General features: G+C 46.5%; 20 protein-coding genes and 4 tRNA genes. 7 read left to right on the forward strand and 17 right to left on the reverse strand.

What is annotated here, in order from left to right:
• Positions 1-41 precede the first annotated feature (41 nt).
• Together OCV37_RS08555 and OCV37_RS08560 are read right to left on the reverse strand one after the other, a co-directional pair.
• Complete coding sequence (locus OCV37_RS08555; protein ID WP_261888079.1) at positions 42-698, reverse strand: hypothetical protein; 657 nt, start codon at positions 696-698, stop codon at positions 42-44.
• A complete protein-coding gene (locus tag OCV37_RS08560; protein WP_038186194.1) occupies positions 695-1,102 on the reverse strand; it encodes an Arm DNA-binding domain-containing protein in 408 nt (135 codons plus the stop codon). The genes OCV37_RS08555 and OCV37_RS08560 overlap by 4 nt, the downstream gene beginning before the upstream one ends.
• 180 nt (positions 1,103-1,282) lie before the next feature.
• On the opposite strand from OCV37_RS08560, the gene sbcB reads away from it, so the two are divergent.
• From sbcB to purT, 5 genes are all read left to right on the forward strand, one after another.
• Positions 1,283-2,707 (forward strand): exodeoxyribonuclease I, encoded by a 1,425-nt coding sequence (sbcB, locus tag OCV37_RS08565; protein WP_038186191.1) that lies wholly within the window; start codon positions 1,283-1,285, stop codon positions 2,705-2,707.
• A gap of 95 nt (positions 2,708-2,802) precedes the next feature.
• Positions 2,803-3,168 (forward strand): CidA/LrgA family protein, encoded by a 366-nt coding sequence (locus OCV37_RS08570; RefSeq protein WP_038186233.1) that lies wholly within the window; start codon positions 2,803-2,805, stop codon positions 3,166-3,168.
• A 12-nt stretch (positions 3,169-3,180) separates the two neighbouring features.
• Positions 3,181-3,870: a CidB/LrgB family autolysis modulator gene (locus tag OCV37_RS08575; RefSeq protein WP_038186190.1), complete on the forward strand. Its 690-nt coding sequence runs from the start codon at positions 3,181-3,183 to the stop codon at positions 3,868-3,870.
• Positions 3,871-4,017: 147 nt separating this feature from the next.
• Positions 4,018-4,905 (forward strand): cytidine deaminase, encoded by an 888-nt coding sequence (cdd, locus tag OCV37_RS08580; protein ID WP_038186188.1) that lies wholly within the window; start codon positions 4,018-4,020, stop codon positions 4,903-4,905.
• A 143-nt stretch (positions 4,906-5,048) separates the two neighbouring features.
• Positions 5,049-6,224, forward strand: coding sequence for a formate-dependent phosphoribosylglycinamide formyltransferase (gene purT, locus OCV37_RS08585; protein WP_038186185.1), 1,176 nt, complete (start codon positions 5,049-5,051; stop codon positions 6,222-6,224).
• A gap of 107 nt (positions 6,225-6,331) precedes the next feature.
• Here the strand turns inward: purT and OCV37_RS08590 are convergent, their stop codons facing one another.
• The 13 genes from OCV37_RS08590 to OCV37_RS08650 form a co-directional block, all read right to left on the reverse strand.
• A complete protein-coding gene (locus OCV37_RS08590; RefSeq protein ID WP_038186184.1) occupies positions 6,332-6,976 on the reverse strand; it encodes a thiopurine S-methyltransferase in 645 nt (214 codons plus the stop codon).
• A gap of 137 nt (positions 6,977-7,113) precedes the next feature.
• Complete coding sequence (ihfA, locus tag OCV37_RS08595; RefSeq protein ID WP_038186182.1) at positions 7,114-7,413, reverse strand: integration host factor subunit alpha; 300 nt, start codon at positions 7,411-7,413, stop codon at positions 7,114-7,116.
• A 418-nt stretch (positions 7,414-7,831) separates the two neighbouring features.
• Positions 7,832-10,219 carry a phenylalanine--tRNA ligase subunit beta gene (pheT, locus tag OCV37_RS08600; RefSeq protein WP_038186181.1) on the reverse strand — a complete coding sequence of 796 codons (2,388 nt, stop codon included), beginning with the start codon at positions 10,217-10,219 and terminating at the stop codon, positions 7,832-7,834.
• An 18-nt stretch (positions 10,220-10,237) separates the two neighbouring features.
• A complete protein-coding gene (gene pheS, locus OCV37_RS08605; protein WP_038186180.1) occupies positions 10,238-11,221 on the reverse strand; it encodes a phenylalanine--tRNA ligase subunit alpha in 984 nt (327 codons plus the stop codon).
• A gap of 346 nt (positions 11,222-11,567) precedes the next feature.
• Positions 11,568-11,643: transfer RNA gene (locus tag OCV37_RS08610), tRNA-Gly, on the reverse strand.
• 11 nt (positions 11,644-11,654) lie between these two features.
• Positions 11,655-11,741, reverse strand: a tRNA-Leu gene (locus OCV37_RS08615).
• Between the two features lie 267 nt (positions 11,742-12,008).
• Complete coding sequence (locus OCV37_RS08620) at positions 12,009-13,118, reverse strand: ATP-grasp domain-containing protein (protein ID WP_038186177.1); 1,110 nt, start codon at positions 13,116-13,118, stop codon at positions 12,009-12,011.
• A complete protein-coding gene (locus tag OCV37_RS08625) occupies positions 13,106-14,365 on the reverse strand; it encodes a F390 synthetase-related protein (protein WP_038186174.1) in 1,260 nt (419 codons plus the stop codon). The genes OCV37_RS08620 and OCV37_RS08625 overlap by 13 nt, the downstream gene beginning before the upstream one ends.
• On the reverse strand, positions 14,362-15,225 hold the full coding sequence (locus OCV37_RS08630; protein WP_038186172.1) for an MBL fold metallo-hydrolase: 864 nt from the start codon (positions 15,223-15,225) through the stop codon (positions 14,362-14,364). Before OCV37_RS08630 ends, OCV37_RS08625 begins: the two co-directional genes overlap by 4 nt.
• Positions 15,194-16,180: an NAD-dependent epimerase/dehydratase family protein gene (locus tag OCV37_RS08635; RefSeq protein ID WP_038186170.1), complete on the reverse strand. Its 987-nt coding sequence runs from the start codon at positions 16,178-16,180 to the stop codon at positions 15,194-15,196. Before OCV37_RS08635 ends, OCV37_RS08630 begins: the two co-directional genes overlap by 32 nt.
• Positions 16,177-17,172: a ketoacyl-ACP synthase III gene (locus tag OCV37_RS08640; protein WP_157635105.1), complete on the reverse strand. Its 996-nt coding sequence runs from the start codon at positions 17,170-17,172 to the stop codon at positions 16,177-16,179. Before OCV37_RS08640 ends, OCV37_RS08635 begins: the two co-directional genes overlap by 4 nt.
• Before the next feature lie 229 nt (positions 17,173-17,401).
• Positions 17,402-17,477: transfer RNA gene (locus tag OCV37_RS08645), tRNA-Gly, on the reverse strand.
• Between the two features lie 20 nt (positions 17,478-17,497).
• Positions 17,498-17,571: transfer RNA gene (locus OCV37_RS08650), tRNA-Cys, on the reverse strand.
• A 230-nt stretch (positions 17,572-17,801) separates the two neighbouring features.
• Between OCV37_RS08650 and OCV37_RS08655 the strand changes: the two genes are divergently transcribed.
• The gene (locus tag OCV37_RS08655) at positions 17,802-18,044 is read left to right on the forward strand and encodes a TIGR02647 family protein (protein WP_038186168.1); all 243 of its coding nucleotides are present in this window, start codon (positions 17,802-17,804) and stop codon (positions 18,042-18,044) included.
• 11 nt (positions 18,045-18,055) lie between these two features.
• The gene (locus tag OCV37_RS08660; protein WP_038186230.1) at positions 18,056-18,883 is read left to right on the forward strand and encodes an NAD(P)H-binding protein; all 828 of its coding nucleotides are present in this window, start codon (positions 18,056-18,058) and stop codon (positions 18,881-18,883) included.
• 18 nt (positions 18,884-18,901) lie between these two features.
• Here the strand turns inward: OCV37_RS08660 and OCV37_RS08665 are convergent, their stop codons facing one another.
• Positions 18,902-19,483, reverse strand: coding sequence for a thymidine kinase (locus tag OCV37_RS08665; protein ID WP_038186166.1), 582 nt, complete (start codon positions 19,481-19,483; stop codon positions 18,902-18,904).
• A 130-nt stretch (positions 19,484-19,613) separates the two neighbouring features.
• Complete coding sequence (gene aspS / locus OCV37_RS08670; RefSeq protein ID WP_038186228.1) at positions 19,614-21,386, reverse strand: aspartate--tRNA ligase; 1,773 nt, start codon at positions 21,384-21,386, stop codon at positions 19,614-19,616.
• Between the last annotated feature and the right edge of the window lie 98 nt (positions 21,387-21,484).

A 21,484-nucleotide genomic window follows, 5' to 3' on the forward strand; every position in this document is an offset into this window, starting at 1 on the left:
GTGTTGGCACAGTACATACATTTACAAAAACAAACTTCATACTAGCCAATTCGTAAACTACTTGTAAATTCTTCCACACTAGCAACCTCATCTACCTTACATACAGATAAATTTAAGCTGAGTTCTATAGATTTTCCATATCTATCCAAAAGGCTTACCTTTTCGTACAAGCTTTGTACGTTTTCAATAAAGTTTTGCTCAAAAAAATACCATCCAAGGTTTGGGTCAAAATAAATCCCTTTATTGTCCTTGTTATATAAGGCGGCACACTCATGATCTGGTACTTTTTTACCAGGCCTAATCATCTGAATAGCGTAACTTCCAGAGCCAGAAAACCCCATAAGATATGAACGCTGATTATTGATATCATCCTGGTTTTGAGTAATTAGTTTTGCTTTTTCAGTCTGCTGCATCAGTTCTTTCGCTATGCTACTATCGCTCAAATTTTGCCATGCTTTAATTAACTGTAAAGATGATAAGTTATTTTCTATAACATAATTTAACCATAATTGACTGTAACCAAAACAATACCCTGCATGCTGTTTAAACTCTAAATGTTTTCCCATTACCACTCTCTCCAATCTATAAATTAATGAAGTCGAACGACTTAAAATGTCAGAAGAATACTGAAAAGAGAGTTTAAATTGAAATAACATAAGATACGCAGCAGTATCTATTGAAAATACAGAGTTTTTCACTTGCTAACATTCTTAATAACAGGCAGTTGAATCGCTACTGATTCATACAACACTCGAGTCCCTTCTTTCAGTCTTCTGACTTTGTTCTCAAACCAAAAATCTAAGCAGTTGTTCAATGTAACAAATTCAGTATCTCCAGAGATCGCTATTTCAGGATTTCTTCCCTCTTCTTTCAGCTCCAACATTTGTTTGTGGATTTGCCTTGCTTTTTTGAGACTGATTGCGGGATACTTGCCAATACGAAAGCGTTTATTTTTTCCGTTGAAACGGCAGCGATATTGAAAGGTGATATTCGCTTTGGGTGAGACTTTAGCGATTAGCCCTTCTCCATCATTCAATTCAGGTGGTCCACAATACTCACTGAGTTTGTTGATTGAACTTAGTTGTCTATCCGTTATGCTCATTTTTATACCTTAAAAATTGGACGCAGCGTTCTAAAAAAATGGACGCATTATCAGACGCAAGTGTAAATGTAAAACAGAGAAAATTGCTAAAATTCCTTGAAAAGGATATCACAGTAACATGCTCTAATCGACTGATACATAAGGCTTATATTGAATAACTTTAGTCAACATACAAAAAACATGAACAACCAAGAACAACCGACATTCTTCTTCTTCGATTATGAGACATGGGGCACTCACCCCGCGAAAGATCGTCCCTGTCAGTTTGCCGGGGTCAGAACAGATATGGACTTCAATATCATTGGTGAACCACTGGTGATCTTTTGTAAACCGCCAGCCGATTATCTGCCGGCACCGGAAGCGGCACTCATCACCGGTATTACACCTCAACAAGCCAGTGCCAAAGGTTTGTCAGAGCCCGAGTTTATTCAGCGGATTCATCAGGAACTGTCTCATCCCCATACCACCTGTCTGGGTTATAACAACATCCGCTTTGACGATGAAGTGACACGCTACACCTGTTATCGCAATTTCATTGATCCTTATGCATGGAGCTGGCAAAACGGCAATTCGCGTTGGGATCTGCTCGACGTCGCGCGCGCCTGTCATGCATTACGTCCCGAAGGGGTTGTATGGCCAGAAAACGAAGACGGTAATACCAGCTTTAAACTCGAACATCTTTCCGTTGCCAATGGGATTGAACATACCAATGCCCATGATGCGATGGCCGATGTCTATGCCACCATTGAGTTGGCAAAAGTGATCAAAAATGCCCAGCCGAAACTCTTCGATTATTTCTACTCAATGCGCCATAAGCGTAAACTGAATGCACTGATCGATATTGTCAGTATGACGCCATTGATGCACGTTTCCGGTATGCTCGGCAGCCACTGCCAATATACCAGCTGGGTTGTGCCGCTGGCTTGGCATCCGCAGAACAAAAATGCCGTGATTATGGTCGACTTGGCGAAAGATCCTCAGCCACTGTTTGATCTCAATGCTGACGAAATTCGGCAACGGCTCTACACAAAACGTGATGATTTACAAGAAGATGAGTTACCGATTCCGGTAAAATTGGTTCATCTCAATAAATGCCCGATCCTCGCTCCCGCGAAGACGTTGACAGCAGAAAATGCCCAGACAATCGGCATCGACAGAGACAAATGTTTACATCATTTGTCTCTCATCAAGCAATCTCAGGATATCAGAGAGAAACTGGTACAAGTATTTGGTGAAGAGAAAGAATATCCGACAGATACGGATGTCGATACGATGTTATACCATGACTTTTTCAATCCGGCTGACAAAGCTGCGATGGAAATTATCCGGCAAACATCACCCGAAGCTTTACCGGATTTATCAATCTCTTTCCAAGACGCTCGGATCAAACCCTTGTTGTTTCGCTACCGAGCCAGAAACTGGCCTGAAACCCTTACCCTGCATGAACAACAACAATGGCAGTCCCACTGTCAGGATTATTTTTCCCAGTATCTGGATGATTATATTCTTCGTCTGGAAAATCTGGCGCACGAACATGAGCAGGATCCACATAAAATGCAGATCCTGAAATCAATCTACCATTATGTGCTGAACCTGACATCATAGCGACACTGCTGAATCTCTGCTGATGCAAGTCTTCCGCTCATGGCGATGACATGCATCAGTCAAAAATCAATCATCACTCGATTTCGGAACTCAACATGATTATCTCACTACTCAAATTGGTGGTTTCTTTGGGAGCGATTATGGCCTCCCTATGGCTTGGCACACTCATTCAGGTTTGGCTGCATCTTTCGATTCCGGGGAGCGTACTGGGGATGCTGATTCTATTTATCGCACTGGCCAGCGGTCTGTTACCCGTCTCATGGGTAAAACCCGGAGCCTCTCTGTTCATCCGCTATATGGTTTTTCTCTTTGTACCGATTAGTGTTGGCTTGATGACCCATTTCGATACCCTGATTGAGAATGCGCTGCCAATATTTGCCAGCGCCATCGGTGGAACCGTCATTGTGTTGATCTGTATGGGTTTATTACTCGATCGTATGCTGAAAAAAGAACATCACTGAGGAATATCACGCATGTGGCTTTTGATTACCATTGTTATTTTCTTTGCCGTTCGCTGGTTATGTCAAAAATGTCGAACCCCTTTAGCCAACCCACTACTTATTTGTGTCGCGATAATTATCGCTATTCTGCTCTATTTTAATGTGCCTTATGAAACTTATGCAGCAGACAATCAGTGGGTGAATTTTTTACTCCAACCTGCGGTTGTCGCCCTTGCCTACCCACTCTATGAGCAATTGCCGCAAATTCGGGCCAAATGGCGCATTATCCTGTTTGCCTGTCTCTTTGGGAGTATTATGTCGATGCTGACTACGGCATTGATTGCAGTTTTATTTCATGCCGACACACCACTCATCGCAGCATTACTGGCCAAATCGGTCACCACACCAATCGCTATGGAAATTACCAGTAACCTCGGTGGTGAGCCATCCATTGCAGCGATTCTGGTACTGATTGTCGGGTTATTTGGGGCAATTTTCGCTTATCCGTTCTACCGTTTGCTCCATATCACTCATCCCATCGCGAAAGGGCTAACCATGGGAAGTATCTCTCACGCTCTGGGTACGGCGAGCTGTGTTGAGAATGATCCCCGTGATGCTGCATTTAGTTCACTTGCACTTGTACTCTGTGGCATTATCACGTCTGTACTGGCGCCACTGGCTTACGCATTGGTGCTATGGTTGAGTCCACTGTTGACGATCTAGTGAGTTATCGCCGGCCTTAAATATGACTTTAGTCACAAAATAAATGAAATAAGAATTATAGCAATCATAAAAACAATACTTTGGTCACAACAAATTCACCAAACTGCGTTAGTATAAAATGCCTGATGTGATGAAAGAGATGAACACATGACCCAAGACCGACTCACTGTTCTCAGCCGATTACCTGAAACACTGGCCAGACCGCTCGAAGAGATGATCGTCGATCCGAAATTCTCGGCCACCTTCAACGCACAACAGGTTGAGCATTTGATTCATGTCAGCGGGCTTGATGCCGTAACCCTTGCTCAGCATCTGCTTCCACTGGCTGCTACTTATGCTTATACGCCGGTTTCAGACTTTCAAGTGGGTGCAATCGTCCGGGGTAAATCCGGTGCGCTGTATTTGGGCGCGAATATCGAGTTTTCCGGGGTATCACTCGGACAAACGATCCATGCGGAACAGGCGGCCATTGCCCATGCATGGATGCGTGGTGAAAACAAACTCAGTGACATCATTGTCGACACGCCGCCATGTGGCCATTGCCGTCAGTTTATGAATGAGCTGGCCGGTGTCGAAGCATTACAAGTCACTCTCCCCGGCCAAGCCACTAAAAAATTACTCGACTATCTGCCGGAATCTTTTGGCCCTGTCACAATGGGGATGAAAGTTCGCTTAATGGATCAACAAACACATCACATCCGTGCTGATTTTTCTGATTCACTACAACAGACAGCACTCAACGCATTGAATCAAAGTTACGCACCTTATAGTAAAGCGCTCAGTGGCGTCGCCATTGAACTCTCCAATCAACAAATTTATCTGGGCGCATATGCAGAAAATGCCGCTTTTAATCCGAGCCTCCCTCCACTGCAAGTGGCACTGATACAACTCAGAATGCATGGCGATTCATTTCGTGATATTCAGCGTGTGGTTCTTGCCGAAACTGAAAATGGGACGATCACTCACTTAGACATCACCCGATCAGTTCTGGAAAAAATCGCCCCACAAAGTCAACTGGTATATATTCAGGTATAGTGACTTTAAAACAGATAAGCATCTGATCAATAAAATAAAAATAAGATTCAAGTATAGAAAAACCCAAAAAGCAAACGTTTGCTTTTTGGGTTTTTTTCAGTATGATTGCCGCAGTTTTCAAAATGTGAAGAGGTGATCAGAGAATGTTAGGGACAGCGACAAGTAAAAGTGCAACACGAGTTCTGTTACTGGGCTCCGGAGAGTTAGGTAAAGAAGTCGCAATCGAATGCCAGCGGCTGGGGCTGGAAGTCATTGCTTGTGATCGATATGCCAATGCGCCTGCCATGCAAGTTGCACATCGTTGTCATGTCTTCAACATGTTGGATGGTGACGCGCTACGCCAAGTGATTGAACTCGAAAAACCAGACTACGTCGTCCCTGAAGTCGAAGCGATTGCCACGGCAACTCTGGTTGAATTAGAAAATGAAGGCGTTCATATCGTCCCGTCGGCTAAAGCAACTCAGCTGACAATGAACCGTGAGGGCATTCGTCGTCTCGCCGCTGAAACATTATCGCTCCAGACATCACCTTACCGTTTTGCCGATCACTATGATGACTTCAAAAATGCGGTGACTGAGATCGGCATTCCCTGTGTAGTCAAGCCCGTCATGAGCTCTTCCGGGAAAGGACAAAGTGTTCTCAAAACAGAGCAAGATATCGATAAAGCTTGGCATTACGCACAAGAAGGCGGTCGCTGCGGTGCCGGGAGAGTGATTGTAGAAGGCTTCATTGACTTTGACTATGAAATCACCCAACTTACCGTCAGCGCTGTAGATGGTGTTCATTTCTGTGCCCCCATCGGCCATCGACAGGAAGATGGCGATTATCGTGAATCCTGGCAGCCCCAAGCGATGTCTGAGAATGCCCGGAAAAATGCACAAACCGTTGCGGAAAAGATTGTCACAGCGCTCGGGGGCTACGGTATCTTCGGTGTGGAATTATTCATCAAAGGAGATCAGGTTATTTTTAACGAAGTCTCCCCTCGCCCTCACGATACGGGATTAGTCACTTTAATCTCGCAGAATTTATCTGAATTTGCCTTGCATGTACGTGCATTTACCGGACTGCCAATCCAACAGATTGTGTCTTATCAACCAGCCGCTTCGGTCGCATTGCTCGGTCAAGGGACATCAGATGATGTTCGTTTCGACGGACTGGAGAAAGCACTTCTGATTCCGAATACTCAAGTCCGTCTGTTCGCAAAACCAAATATTGATGGCAGAAGAAGGCTCGGAGTCACGCTCGCGACAGGTGAAAATCCCCAACAGGCGAAAGAAGCTGCATTGGCATGCGCGAATCATATCGTTCTGCATTATTAACGCCTGCCAGTCGAAGATAACTTCATCTGTATAAACGGTTCGCAGGAACGAAAACAGGCCGGAACGTAAACACGTACCGGCCTGCCCTTTTCTGTCAGATACAATACCTAAGCTTCGATCAACCACACTTCATCAGCAAATCGGCTCAACTTTTGTTGTGCAATCTTCGGATGTTCCGGATCGGCTTCTTTACGGCAAAGCAATGTTGTTTTCATCCCCTGAAACAATTGTTGAATCTGGTGATGATCAACACTAAACGGCGGTCCGGCTAATTCTGCCTGTACATAATCAACCGTAATCAAAAGCATCCGCCCACTGGGCTTTAACAGTTCACGTAGCCGTTGTACATATGCCTCTCTCTGAGATGGCATCATCGAAACCAATGCCGCCCGATCATAAATCAGCTCAACAGGCTCAAGTGGTGCGGTAAACACATCTCCCTGATAGAGTTGCAACTCATCAAACTCATAGCACTGATGATATGAATCGATCTGCGTCACTAACGGGGTATAAAAGTGTTCAGAAAAAAACGATCTTACCGCGATCTCACTGAGTTCAACACCCATGACTTTTTCATGTTTGGATGCTAACCAAACGAGATCTTCGCTTTTTCCGCATAAAGGAACAAAAACATGCTCTTCTCTTTGTGGCGACAATGCAGACCAGTACTCTAACAGCAGCGGATTCACATCTGTCATGTGAAAACCAATGCGATTAGAAGCCCACTTTCTATGCCAAAACTCTTTATCCATGAAGTGCTTCTCTAATATAAAAACAACAGCCACTGATCAGTGCTGAAACAGCCCTGTTTATCAGTGGCAAAAAACTAGAGATCGAAAAATAACTCACGTTCATGAAAGCGGCATCAACACCACACTTTCAGCGTATTCTATCTCTCATTCGGATCGATATTTTCGACACGAGCTTTCAATTTTTGTCCCGGACGGAATGTCACTACTCGTCTTGCGGTAATCGGAATATCCTCACCGGTTTTCGGATTCCGTCCCGGACGCTCATTCTTGTCTCTCAGGTCAAAATTGCCAAAACCAGACAGTTTAACCTGTTCGCCATTTTCCAGAGCTTTACGGATTTCCTCAAAAAATGCTTCAACCGTTTCCTTGGCATCCCGTTTACTAAACTCAAGCTTTTCAAACAGGTTTTCAGCCAAATCGGCCTTTGTGAGCGCCATAAAACTTCCCTCAAAGCTATATTGAACCTTACTGTCGATGTGACAGCACCAAAGCATTTTTACTCAGCCAATCAACAACATATCGGCTTTATTGTAAATAGTGTATGCCAACCTTCTGATTTACGCCAACTTTTTTATTAAATCGCTCGCAAAAGAAATATGCTATTCGTGACTATTGTGGGAGTATGTCACATTTAAATCAGCAAAAATTGATGAATCAATCGAGAAAAATTAGCGTATTCTATGGACACCCTACAATATAACCAGTTGATTATTATCAAAATAGTGTCAACTTCATATCAAAAGTTCAAATATGTGAACTCATCGCTGCTGAATAATTTTACTTCCCCATAAAAAAACAGGCTGGTGTCATATATTCACCAGCCTGTTTCTGTTTATACAGAAGAGAGCACAGAGATTAATCGCGGAGAACCGCACCGTATTGCTCTGCAGCCGCAGCAACAATTTCGCTAACGACAGCAGCAATCTCAGCTTCTTCAAGCGTCCGTTCTGCTGATTGCAAGGTTAACGCAATTGCAAGACTCTTCTTACCATCTTCAACACCTTTACCAACATAGACATCAAAGAGTTTTGCCTCTTTCAGCAGTTGCCCGCCAGCATTCGCACAAGCAGCCACCACTTCACCAGAAGTCACGGTTTGATCAACGACTAAAGCAATGTCACGCCGGTTTGCTGGGAATTTTGAGACGGAGGCGATTTCTGGAATCACACGTTGGCTGAGTCCGGCCCATTCAATCTCAAATACAATGGTTCTGCCATTTAAGCCGAACTTGCGCTCAACTTCCGGATGAACGGTACCAATCACACCGATTTGCCGACCTTCGTAATAGATTGCAGCCGCTTGTCCCGGATGCAAAGCCGGATGACGTGTTGCCGCAAATGAATAAGCGCCGGGATTCGATGTCAGCTCAAGAATCGCTTCCACATCGCCTTTAGCATCGAAGAAATCAACCGTCCGACTCTCTAAGTTCCAATGCTCTTCAGCTTGCGTACCAGAAATAACACCGGCAAGCATTGTTTCTTGACGGATGCCCTGCTCCGCGCTTTGATCAGGAATAAACCGTAGCCCTTGTTCAAATAAACGGACACGCGGTTGCTGACGTTTTTGATTATGAGCGACTGTATTTAACAGCCCCTGAATCAGTCCTAAGCGCATCGCCGACATATCAGCTGAGATCGGATTCGGCAGTACCAGTGGTTCAACATCAGGCACAATCAGTTTTTGCTGCTCAGGCTCGACGAAACTATAAGTAATCGCCTCATAATATCCCCGATCAACCAACAGATCCCGCACACGCTTCAATGGCAAATCCGCTTCTTTATGCAGATTCATCGTTAACGCTGCCTGAGGTGCCTGAAGCGGGATATTGTCATAACCGTACAAACGGCCAACTTCTTCAATCAGATCCTGTTCAATCGCGATGTCGAAACGCCATGTCGGTGCAACCGCACGCCACCCATCGTCAACGGATGTCACATCCATCCCCAAACGAGTCAGGATTTCGACCACGTCTTCATCAGAGATAACATGGCCGAGCAAACGGTCAAGCTTTTCACGACGCAGCGTTACTTGATTCGGTTGTGGCAGATGCGATGCTGATTCAGCAACGACAATCGGTGCCGCTTCTCCACCACAAATACTTAACAATAGCGCAGTCGCCCGTTCCATCGCATTGGTTTGCAATGCATAATCAACACCCCGTTCGTAGCGCATTGAAGAATCGGTATGCAAACCGTAACTTCTTGCCCGGCCACGAATACTATCCGGCGTGAAAAAGGCACATTCCAGCAAGATATCCTGAGTCTGCGCGTTAACGCCGGACTCTGCCCCACCGAATACACCGGCAATTGCCAGCGCTTTGTGCTGATCAGCAATCACCAATGTATCACTGTTCAATGAGACTTCTGCGCCATCTAACAGTGTCAGTTTTTCATCCTGCTCTGCCATCCGTACCACAATGCCACCGTTGATCTTGGCTAAATCGAATGCATGCATCGGTTGGCCTTGCTCTAACATGACATAATTGGTGACATCAACAACCGGATCGATCGAACGTAATCCACTGCGACGCAGCTTCTCCTGCATCCATAATGGTGTTTTTGCCTGAAGATTGACATTTTTTACAATGCGGCCCAAATAGCGAGGACAGGCATTGGGCGCTTTCACATCAATGGCAATCTGAGCATCAATCGAAGGCGCGATCCCGTTAAAATCTGGTGTCACAACGTCCATACGGTTCAAAGCACCGACTTCACGCGCTAAACCGCGTAAACTAAAACAGTCAGCACGATTGGATGTTAAATCGACATCGATCGTGACATCATCTAATTGAAGGAATGTACGAAAATCCATTCCGATCGGTGCGTCGGCAGACAGTTCCATAATACCGTCGGATTCAACATCAATTCCGAGTTCTGAAAATGAGCACAGCATGCCGTGAGACGGTTGCCCGCGCAGCTTCGCTTTCTTGATTTTGAAGTCGCCCGGTAAAACCGCTCCGACCGTTGCAACCGCTACTTTCAGCCCTTGACGACAGTTTGGTGCACCACACACAATATCAAGTAACGCCTCTTCACCCACATCAACTTTTGTCACACGCAGTTTATCTGCATCCGGGTGTTGACCACACTCGACCACGTGACCAACTTTAACACCGGTAAATGTCCCGGCAACCGCAGTCACATCATCAACTTCAAGACCTGCCATTGTGATTTGATGCGCCAGTTCGTCTGTCGTAACAGAAGGATTCACCCACTCGCGCAGCCATGATTCGCTGAATTTCATTCTAATTTCACCCCTGAATTACTTGAACTGTTTGAGGAAACGCAGATCATTTTCGAAAAATGCCCGCAGATCGTTGACGCCGTAACGAAGCATTGTCAGACGCTCAATCCCGATTCCGAAAGCGAATCCAGAGTATTTTTCAGGGTCAATCCCGACACTACGCAGAACATTGGGGTGAACCATGCCGCACCCTAAGATTTCAAGCCATTTACCGTTTTTCCGCTTCACATCGACTTCTGCCGATGGCTCAGTAAACGGGAAATATGAAGGACGGAAACGCACTTCCAACTCTTCTTCAAAGAAGTTACATAAAAAGTCATGCAAGATGCCTTTCAAATGTGCAAAGTTGACATGCTCATCAATCAACATCCCTTCGACCTGATGAAACATCGGTGTATGGGTCTGGTCATAATCGTTCCGATAAACACGGCCGGGGGCGATAAAACGCAACGGCGGCTGGCTCGCTTCCATGGTTCGGATCTGAACGCCTGACGTATGAGTGCGAAGCATTAATTTAGGATTAAAGAAAAAAGTATCGTGGTCGGTTCTGGCCGGATGATCTTCTGCAATATTCAGTGCATCGAAGTTATGGAAGTCATCTTCAATTTCAGGTCCTGACTCAACCGTAAAACCCAGTTCACCAAAAAAGTTTTCAATCCGTTCAATGGTCCGCGTGATCGGATGAATACCACCATTTTCAATTCGGTGTCCCGGCAGAGTGACATCAATGGTTTCAGCCGCCAGTTTTTGTTCTAATTCTGCACGCTGTAATGCTTCTTTTCTGGCAAAAATAGCTTGCTGAACTGTATTTTTGGCTGCATTAATTTCCTGACCGGCTGTTCGGCGCTCTTCTGGCGGTAATTTACCCAGATTTTGCAACTGAGCAGTCAGCTCACCCTTTTTTCCCAGATACTGCACACGAACTTCATCCAATGCATTCAGCGTGTCAGCAGCCTGAATTGCCGCGCTTGCACTGGCAATAATCTCTTGTAGATGTTGCATCGTTTCCTCATCTGCCTTACTTGGCAGTTCCCACAAAGGTTCTTTCGGTTTCCCGAACAATTCTTAGGTCTGATAAAAATAGCTATACATAGTACCCAAAGCCGCTTACAAAGCCAAATTGTAATCGTTTTTCATGTGGTTATTGAGCAATAATTCAACAACAATTTCAGCGTAAAAACTATCCCCATTGAATTGACTAAAAAATCATCTCGGATGAAGGGAAAAATATCAGCAAATAAGGGGTAATGATGATGAATGCACACAGATTAAAGCGAAATGAGCGAGAAACGATATTGGAATGAATACGGTGGTTCGTTAATAACTTGGAGGGGAAAGGGAAGAATATTGGAGCGACACACGAGGTTCGAACTCGTGACCTCAACCTTGGCAAGGTTGCGCTCTACCAACTGAGCTAGTGTCGCATTGACTTTGATGGTGCCCCGGGCCGGACTTGAACCGGCACAGCGCGAACGCCGAGGGATTTTAAATCCCTTGTGTCTACCAATTCCACCACCAGGGCGGAGCATATCAAAGAATGACCTCACATAAATGAGCCTGAAAGGCGGTCACCGTGAGGAACGAAACGTACTTTACTGGATTCAAAATTTTCGTCAACAAGAAAATACAAGATAATGAACTGTATGGCTAAAAATCGGCCTATTGCCGCATTTTTGATGACTTTCTCACCGAGACTGATGCGAATCCGCCATACGGATGTACCCTTTGAATACCGCATAAAATACCCGGGAACAACCACCCCGGGCCTGATGCCGATATGTCAGCTATCTCAAATCTCCCCATTCCACTCGATGTCATAAGTTGACGCCTGACTCAGTGAAATCCGATGTTTTCTTGCTTGTCGGTAGAGTTCTGAAAAACTCAATAACGGCGCTAAGAGTGGTAGATCGTGTTGGTAACGCTGCATAATATTTTGACCGGAAAAATAGCCGTGCCATCGTCGCAGACTCAATAAAGATGAGACCCCCCCCGCTAAAAACACCATTGCCCCGAGATGATACAGTGGCATAAGCTCTGATTTGGCAAATGCAAAATGCGGCTCAGCCGATTGACAAGATGGCGCAACCAAATGGAATCCACTGGTTGCCCGCGGATTACACTCAATCACATATAACCCCTGTTGATCACGAATAAAGTCAAATGAGACCTGGCCGTGGTATTTGAACTTTTGGCCAAATGCGCACATAAATTGAGTGATTGCGGGATCATCCACCGGCTGAAATGCACTCGCTGCAGACTGATTCACACAAAGCTTCGGATAATAAGCCTGATGAACCTGCATCTGCCCGTGTTCAAACAAGGCGTAGTTGCAAATCGGCTGCCCTTCAATTTTCTGTTGTTGTACCCAAGGCACATCGGCAGTGATATTAAGGTCGGCGATCGCTTGAGGCGTCACATCACTGATCACTTGAGCCCCAAAGCGCGAATAGACCGGCTTCAGCACTGTATCCTGACCACAGACCACATCACACCGTTCGGTAACCCGCCGGGTTGATGGCAGTGAAATATGAGGTAAGCCGGATAAGGCCTCAAATACCGTATATTTATTGTGTAACCGGAATAATAACTCAGCATCCGGCATCATCCAGTCAACCTGAGGCCTTTGCTTGGCAATATCCGCTAAAAAAAATACTTCTTCGCAGGTCGGAACCACCCTGTCAATGTCGAACTGATCAATGATATCGAGGATTTGCGTCTGATAATCGCTCCAACAAAACCGCGGCGAGCTGGTTTGCACATAACAGTCAATTGACTTGAGAAAGGAGCCCAGCGGTCGTTTTAATGCGTCGGTCATGACCACCCGATGTCCCTGACGGCAAAAAAGAGTCGCCCATTCAAGTGCGACCGGCGCACGAGCACCAGTAATCAAAATTCGCATAGATTGACCACACGTCGTTGTTTATTCATCGGGTTCCAATCCGGCGGCGGTGCATATTCGAATCTCACCGCGCCTGCCCCCAAATTCTGTAACAGACCCGATAAGGCATCGCGAATCCGGTCATGGAATGAGGGAAGCGCTTCAATGGTTAAACACTGAGAACTGGTTTGGGTAATGCGATAATCGACACGTTCCGCAATCGCCAGTGTGACAGCCCGATAGATGAGATCCGGCAGGATGACCGTCTGTGACCTCTCCTCTCCAATCCTCAGACAATCACCACAGCGGCCGGCAATAGCGCCGAGCGGCTCAAACGGTGCATCATCGTGTTGCGCGGCAATCACATCATCAAGCTGATAACGGATGATCGGCTGAGTCCGGCGACGAAAATCGGTAATGATCGGACTGTAATGAGTCTTTTCCGGGTTTAACCAATGCTTCTCAATATGGACAATGTCCTGATTCCAGCGCATCTGTTTTTGTGCATCAGTACAGGCAAGAAAGCCTTCCGTACACTGATAAACTTCGTGTAACTCACCGGAAAAAGCTTGTTCAATTAAAGCGCGATCCACGGGGGTTAACACCTCCGCTCCCGAAATAATCCGTGCAGGCGACATCTTTGGCTCCCCAAATGTACCGCTGTACATGGCACAAAACTGTAGCGCCTGCGCACTACCAATCAATAAAGTCGGCTGAAAACGATCCAACGCCCGAATCCAAACGTCATGCGGCTGATTGAGGTCAGCATAAAAAAACTGAATCGGCCCTTTGGCAACGGATTTATACAACGGACTATTGGCCCGTAACGCCAACGCAATGCGATGTTTTTGCCATAGACCGGGGAGCAGCTTGCCCAGAATATTACCGGCCCACAGCTGTTTCTCATACGGGTCCGCCAAGAACAATCCTCTCTGCCCGGAGGTTCCCGAAGATAAGCCGACTGTCACACCATTGACCACTGACTGCTCAAACCGTCGGGATTGCTCAGCGTTCAGGGCCACCGACATCAACTGTTCGGTTTTTAATCCCCGGGTATTGATCGCATCCAGATGAGCCATCATCAACGCTTTATTCATCACGGGAAATGCTGCCAGCGGCTGATTGCGTAACGATTGATAAAAAGGCGAATGTTCGCAGACCCACTTGAGATGCCGCTCTAATTGCCTGTTCTGCCAAGACAAAAGCTGCTCGCGAGATGCAAACCGGTGGTAACGCGCAAATGCAAACTGACGTAACAAAGGAATCATCGGATCCACCCTTGCTCGCAGAGTGAGCGAATACTGGTCAGACAGTGAGAAGGCACAAAACGAATATCGGCTTGCCCCAATCGATAACATAATCGTAACTGAGCCAACGTTTGGCGATAAGCCTTGGTATCGTCACAAATGATATTTGCCAGCCAGTGCTGATCCAGATTGTCACGGAGACTCTCGATCAGCCAACATGCATCGGCGAGCAAAAATATCCATTGCGTTTGCAACCGAATCAATAACCCCACCTGCCCTGCAGCATGACCGGGCAGACTGACCAAATAGAGTGACCCGTCATCAAACAGGTCTTTACAATACAGCTCAACACCATGCAGCTGAGGTAACAGCGTATCAATGCGACATTCGAACTGATCATGGAACTGCAATTGTTGCTGTATTTCATCTGGAATCAGTTGGCGGAGATAGCCTTTTCTGACACCACTGAACCGACCGCGATTCCTGAGCGCATCAAAACCGGCCCTGGCGCAATGGATCGTTGCCTGTCCGAATTCTCTGACCGCAGCAATATGATCGGCATGAAAATGAGATAACACCAGATGACTGACCTGTGAAGTTTCAATGCCCATCCGGCCGAGTTGCGCAGTAATATCTTCGCCATGCTGCAAATGACACGGTGTGGTCCATGCATAAAACCGCTCAGGAAAAGTGCGTGTCGCATCAAAAAAATGCTGGTGATATCCGGTGTCAAATAATACATAGCCATGTTCAGGATGTTTGATCAACGCCACCGCAGCAGGAAAAGCTCTGGGCTTGAGACCACTGCCCGGTTTAACGACAAACCCCGGATGCACACAATAGCCCCCTTCAAAGATTTTGAGTTGCAACCCATCTGACATACTGCTCAATTCCTTGTTTAATTGTGATATGTGGCTGATAGCCTAAAATGTCTCTCGCCTTGCTGATGTCCAAAGTCTGATGGTGATGCAGCAGCCCAGCGCTATAGCATGTCAGGCGTGGTTCCGGATGAGTAGCCAACCGATGGCGGATCCACTCATTAACCTTCAACAACGGGCGGAGAACCGGATAAGGCAATCGTCGGATGGTGACCGGATGGTCCAGTGCCGTCAATAACTGTTGCAACAGCATTTCAACCGGCATCGGTTCACCGTTGGTGATATTGAAAATTTCCCCATGCGCCAACGTCTCCATTTGCTCACAGGCAAGCATCGCAGCATGAGCAACATTATCGACACAGGTTAAATCCACCACCGGATTACGCCCCGATGGTAACAGTAATTGCCCGTGGAACACGCTGCTCAAAACCCGCGGGACAATCGCCCGATCATTGGGGCCGAAAATCCCCCGGGGCCGTAAAATAATACTTTTGACCGGGCTGTTCGCCACCACTCGCTCCGCGAGATATTTCGTTTTCGCATAGTCATTACACCACTGGCCCGCCAGCGCATCGGCTTCGGTAATTGCCCAACGGTCAGCGTAGTCAAAATAGACGCTGGTGGTGGAAATATGGACCAAATGCGGTACATCCTGAATGCGGGCCGCTTCCACTAAATTCTGAGTCGCGGCCACATTGGCTTGAAAAAATTGCTCGTATGTTCCCCAAGGGCTGGAGAGTGCGGCACAGTGAATGATGGCATCAACCCCCTCACAGGCTTTGATCAGCGCCGTACGATCATTTAAATCCAGTAAATACGCGACGGCGGTAGAATCACGTTCAAGCTGCTGAGCGATCGCTCGGTTTCTGGCGATAAAACGAAGTTGATGCTGCTGATGATATAACCGTATCAGCGCGCTTCCCAGCATCCCACTCCCACCCGTAATGAGAATTTTCATAGATAAATCAGTCCCATCCCAAGGGAGAGCCCCGCAGCCGATCCCATCAGTAACACACTTTTCCCTTTTGTATCCGGTTCCTGTCTCAGCAAATGAAGATTAATTGGAATAGACGCTGCCACCTGATTACCCAGAGTCGGAAAACGATTAATAACCTGCTCGGCTGCAAATCCGGTCATTTTGGGCATTTTTGCCAGAGCTCGAAAACTCGCCTGATGAGGCAGTAAATAATCAATATCTGCTGGCGTTAGTTGTACCGACTCTAATCCTGCCTTCAGAAACGTCGGTAATACCTGAGCGACCTTGCGAAACAGATTTTTACCATCCATAAAAAAGCGGCACAGATTAAGATTTTCATCGTGGGAGATCCGGTGCGGATTGTGAAAACTACCGCCTCCGGGAATTTGACAATACTTGTATCCGGAATGATGGGTTTCAAAACGGCGTGCGATAAAACCGACACTTTGTTCATTGGCTTCCAGTAAAAATGCCGCGGCACCGTCAGCAAACAATGTCGCAGTTTCTTGCTGCGGTGGAAAAGAGCGGTTTAATGTTACTCCGGTCGCCACCTCACTGGTCACGATCAGAATACGCTGATAACGCTTGGCTAAGAAAAGACTGTGGGATAAATCCAATGCGGTTAAAAATGACAGACAGGTGCTGTTTAAATCAAAACTTTCAATACCAAACGGCGCATCAAGGGCAGCCAGTAAGGCAGAAGCATCATAGGGTAACGATTGATGATGGGTTCCGCTGGCATAAATCACCAAGTCAATATCAGAGAGACTGAACTCAGTGCGGCTCAGACAATCTTCAACCGCCATACGTCCCATGTCGATCGCACTTTCCATTTCACCGGCAACATGTCGGTACGCAACACCGAATCGTTTTTTGACCGTCCCGACAGGTAAACCCAGAAAAGCGTCCATTTGCTCAGAAGACCACCGTTTTTTAGGTAAATAGATACCACTTGAAACAATATCGAATGCCATAATTCTCATTACACCAAAATAAAAAACAGTGTTCAAAATACTATGGCGAGACGTGTAAGTCTAGCCTATTTTAACGTTTATTCTGACAATATAGGCTCAACTTCACATTCTGATTGATGCAATGTGATGCAACGAAAAATAAGAGAATTGAAAAATAGACAATAGATATAAAAGCAGAGTTGTCGCGGTAAGATATATGAATAGAAAATAGCTTAGAGAAAAGAAAATCTGGAGCGACACACGGGGTTCGAACCCGTGACCTCAACCTTGGCAAGGTTGCGCTCTACCAACTGAGCTAGTGTCGCATTAAAATCTCAGAAGAGAATGGAGGCGCGTCCCGGAGTCGAACCGAGGTCCACGGATTTGCAATCCGCTGCATAGCCACTCTGCCAACGCGCCAGTCTTGATACGGGTTCGCATTCTACGGATTCACTCAACTCAGTCAACAAAATTTTTTATTTTTTAAATTGTTTGCCTATTTTACATGCAAATTCGAATACCTTTGTTGACCGGTCTGACACAACCCGTCAGATTCTTCTTGTGACATAACAATTTCAACATTGAACTGTTGCGATACGCAGCAGTTATTTCTATGGTAATGCCATCCATTTGTAAATAGGTGAAACGCCATGAAATTTACTGCCCAGCAAATCAATGAGCTCAATCTACTGCTTCAATTTGATCTGAACAGCCGTGACACCGGCATTAAAGTCCACAAGACCGCCGAGAAAAAAACGCAAGATGCCGTTGAAGCCTTATATCGGAAAAACCTATGCACTCATCCTGACGGTGGCTATTTAACCGATGAAGGCATCGAAATCGCTCAGGATGCAGATCGTATTCTCAGAGTCCTTGCCCAAGAACCGGAATAAATATCAAAATGATGAAACATGTGACGATCATTGGCGCAGGATGGCTTGGTTTACCATTGACACAACACTTGTCTGATTCATGTCGTGTCTTCGCCAGTAAAACGACTCCGGCCGGCGTTGATGCCCTGAAGCTTGAGGGGATTCGCAGTTTCTGCTTTGATTTCGAACAGTCTGAACATCCTTTAGCGGAAACACTGACAGCCCAAAATGCAGAAATTGTGATTGGCTGCTTTCCTCCCGGATTCAGACAGAATAAGCAGGATGAATATGCCCATTACTGGCGCTATCTGGCCGAGCAGTGCAACATGGCGCAGGTGAAAAAGTTAGTGATGATCAGTACTACGGGTGTGTATCCCAACCATCCCGGCATCATGACGGAACAGGATGCGAGTCTGGCCCTTGCGCAGGAAAATGCTGATTTTAGTGAATCCGCCCGGATCTTACTCACGGCCGAGCAACATGTCATCGATAGCGGGCTGGATTATGCCATTCTGCGCTTTAGCGGTTTAATCGGCCCCAAACGACATCCGGCTCGTTTTGTCCCGAAGCTCAAACAAGTCAGCTCACTCGCCCCGGCGAATATGCTACATCTTGATGACGCCATTGGCAGTATCCGTTATATCCTTGAGCAAGAACTCTCCGGGATTTTTAACGTCACTACGCCACAAACCGTTAGTAAAGCAGAATTTTATCAAGCAGCATTGGACAGTGTCTCATCAGAAGCTGATTTACCCCCGATTGTTGCACAAGAAGATAAACGCGTCAGCAGCGACAAACTTTGCCACTGCGGCTATCAATTTCATTATCAAAATACACTGGACACGCTCCGCTACCTATAACAACGCCACCGGGGCGAATCAGAGTCGCCCCAAAGCCTCTTTATAGTGTTTCCGGCAGACCGAGACATACCGATCATTACCGCCGATATCAACTTGAGCACCTTCGGCAATCGGTTGACCTTGCGCATCGACACGCACCACCATATTGGCCTTTTTACCGCAATGGCAAATGGTTTTCAGCTCCACCAGTTTGTCAGCCCAGGCTAACAGATGCTGACTTCCGGGAAAAAGCTCCCCTTTAAAGTCAGATCGCAATCCATAGCACAGGACCGGAATACCAAGTCGATCGACCACATCCGTCAACTGATATACCTGCTCTTTCGACAAAAACTGGCATTCATCAACCAAAATACAATCCACTTTCATCTGCTGGTGGAGTTGCTCGATTTCCTCAAACAAATTGGAAGTCTCGCGAAACAGATAGGCTTCTTCCTCTAATCCGATTCGGGAACTGACTTTACCCACTCCGAATCGGTCATCGATCGCTGCGGTATAAATCACCGGATTCATGCCCCGCTCCCGATAGTTAAAAGAAGATTGCAACAGTGTGGTCGATTTCCCTGCGTTCATTGCAGAGTAATAAAAATACATCTGGGCCAAAGTATTTTCCTGTGTTCATGAACAGACAATTTTCATGTGCGTTAAGTTGCCTGTAAAACTAATTGATTCTCTCTCAGCCAAATACGAAAAAGGTGGCAATCAGCCACCTTTGTTCACTCATCTGACGCAATTAAACATCTTCCGCTTTAGCTCGCACAGCAATCGCCAGCTCTTCAAGTGCGGCCGGGTTCGCTTCACTTGGCGCTTCCGTCATCGGGCAAGCTGCCGCGGTTGTCTTCGGAAATGCAATCACATCACGGATATTTTCTGTACCACAAAGCAGCATCACCAGACGGTCAAAACCAAAAGCTAAACCGGCATGCGGCGGTGTACCGAATTTCAGGGCATCCAACAGGAAGCCGAATTTCCGACGCTGCTCATCTTCTTCAATGCCTAAAATATCAAATACCGCTGTTTGCATTGCAGAATCATGGATACGAACCGAACCCCCACCGACTTCATAACCATTCAAGACCATATCATAGGCATTGGAATTGACATTGGCCGGATTAGCTTTTAACTCATCAGCGGTGACACCTAATGGTGAAGTGAACGGATGGTGCATCGCATGAAGCTGGCCTTCGTCATCTTCTTCAAACATTGGGAAATCAACCACCCAAAGTGGCGCCCAGGCAGACTCATCGGTCAGTGACAAGTCAGTCCCCAGTTTTAACCGCAGCGCACCCAACGCTTCTGACACAACGTTGATTTTATCGGCACCAAAGAGAATGATGTCGCCGCTTTGCGCCTGCGTGCGTTCCAGAATTGCTTCAATCACCGATTCAGATAAGAACTTCGCAACTGGTGACTGAATGCCTTCCAGACCGGCTGCGCGATCGTTGACTTTCAACCATGCCAATCCTTTCGCACCGTAGATCGATACAAATTCACCATATCCGTCAATCTGTTTACGCGTCAGGCTCGCGCCACCCGGAACACGAATTACGGCCACCCGGCCTTTGGCATTATTGGCTGGCCCGGAGAAAACTTTAAACTCAACGTCTTTGACTAAATCAGCGATATCCACCAGTTCCAACGGGTTACGCAGGTCAGGCTTATCACTGCCGAAACGACGCATGGCTTCACTATATTTCATCACCGGAAATGCGCCTAAATCGACATCCAGCAGTTCCTGCCACATCTCGCGAACCATTTTTTCGGTTACCGCACGCACTTCATCAGCGGTCATAAATGATGTTTCGATATCGATCTGCGTGAATTCAGGCTGACGATCGGCCCGTAAATCTTCATCGCGGAAACATTTTACAATCTGATAATAGCGGTCAAAGCCGGACATCATCAGCAATTGCTTAAATAACTGAGGCGACTGTGGCAACGCATAGAACTTGCCTTTATGAACCCGGCTTGGGACGAGGTAATCCCGCGCACCTTCTGGTGTGGCTTTGGTCAGAACCGGGGTTTCAATATCGAGGAACCCTTGTCCGTCGAGGAAACGACGCACAAAGCTTGACGCACGCGCACGCAGTTTAATCCGGTCGCTCATTTCAGGACGACGTAAGTCGAGATAGCGATATTTCAAACGCTGCTCTTCAGAGTTTTTCTGATTAAAGTCCAGTGGTAATACGTCAGAGCGGTTGATAATTTCCAACTGAGTGGCAAGGATTTCCACTTCTCCGGTCGCCATATCGCGATTAATCTGAGAATCCGGACGCGCTCTGACTTCACCGGTCAAACGAATACAAAACTCACTGCGCAGTTGGTTCGCAACCTCAAAGACATCTGCCATATCAGGGTCAACAACAACCTGAACTAATCCTTCACGATCTCGCATATCAATAAAGATCAGGCCGCCCAGATCCCGACGACGATTCACCCAACCACAAAGTTCTACATTCTGCCCGACCAGGGACTTGTTGAGGTGACCACAATAATGGCTACGCATAATGAGTTTCCCAATTTCCAATAGCTGATTCAAATCTTCGCTGCCCGCTTTCATTTCCAAACCAGCGGACAACAACAAAATATCCTAAATAACCGTGT

It is taken from the genome of Vibrio rhizosphaerae, assembly GCF_024347095.1.
GTDB lineage: Bacteria > Pseudomonadota > Gammaproteobacteria > Enterobacterales > Vibrionaceae > Vibrio > Vibrio rhizosphaerae.

Coding starts and splice junctions, on each gene's coding strand:
- OCV37_RS08560 (WP_038186194.1), bottom strand. CDS start 1,102: ATGAGCATAACGGATAGACAACTAAGTTCAATCAACAAACTCAGTGAG.
- sbcB (WP_038186191.1), top strand. CDS start 1,283: ATGAACAACCAAGAACAACCGACATTCTTCTTCTTCGATTATGAGACA.
- OCV37_RS08570 (WP_038186233.1), top strand. CDS start 2,803: ATGATTATCTCACTACTCAAATTGGTGGTTTCTTTGGGAGCGATTATG.
- OCV37_RS08575 (WP_038186190.1), top strand. CDS start 3,181: ATGTGGCTTTTGATTACCATTGTTATTTTCTTTGCCGTTCGCTGGTTA.
- cdd (WP_038186188.1), top strand. CDS start 4,018: ATGACCCAAGACCGACTCACTGTTCTCAGCCGATTACCTGAAACACTG.
- purT (WP_038186185.1), top strand. CDS start 5,049: ATGTTAGGGACAGCGACAAGTAAAAGTGCAACACGAGTTCTGTTACTG.
- OCV37_RS08590 (WP_038186184.1), bottom strand. CDS start 6,976: ATGGATAAAGAGTTTTGGCATAGAAAGTGGGCTTCTAATCGCATTGGT.
- ihfA (WP_038186182.1), bottom strand. CDS start 7,413: ATGGCGCTCACAAAGGCCGATTTGGCTGAAAACCTGTTTGAAAAGCTT.
- pheT (WP_038186181.1), bottom strand. CDS start 10,219: ATGAAATTCAGCGAATCATGGCTGCGCGAGTGGGTGAATCCTTCTGTT.
- pheS (WP_038186180.1), bottom strand. CDS start 11,221: ATGCAACATCTACAAGAGATTATTGCCAGTGCAAGCGCGGCAATTCAG.
- OCV37_RS08620 (WP_038186177.1), bottom strand. CDS start 13,118: ATGCGAATTTTGATTACTGGTGCTCGTGCGCCGGTCGCACTTGAATGG.
- OCV37_RS08625 (WP_038186174.1), bottom strand. CDS start 14,365: ATGATTCCTTTGTTACGTCAGTTTGCATTTGCGCGTTACCACCGGTTT.
- OCV37_RS08630 (WP_038186172.1), bottom strand. CDS start 15,225: ATGTCAGATGGGTTGCAACTCAAAATCTTTGAAGGGGGCTATTGTGTG.
- OCV37_RS08635 (WP_038186170.1), bottom strand. CDS start 16,180: ATGAAAATTCTCATTACGGGTGGGAGTGGGATGCTGGGAAGCGCGCTG.
- OCV37_RS08640 (WP_157635105.1), bottom strand. CDS start 17,172: ATGGCATTCGATATTGTTTCAAGTGGTATCTATTTACCTAAAAAACGG.
- OCV37_RS08655 (WP_038186168.1), top strand. CDS start 17,802: ATGAAATTTACTGCCCAGCAAATCAATGAGCTCAATCTACTGCTTCAA.
- OCV37_RS08660 (WP_038186230.1), top strand. CDS start 18,056: ATGAAACATGTGACGATCATTGGCGCAGGATGGCTTGGTTTACCATTG.
- aspS (WP_038186228.1), bottom strand. CDS start 21,386: ATGCGTAGCCATTATTGTGGTCACCTCAACAAGTCCCTGGTCGGGCAG.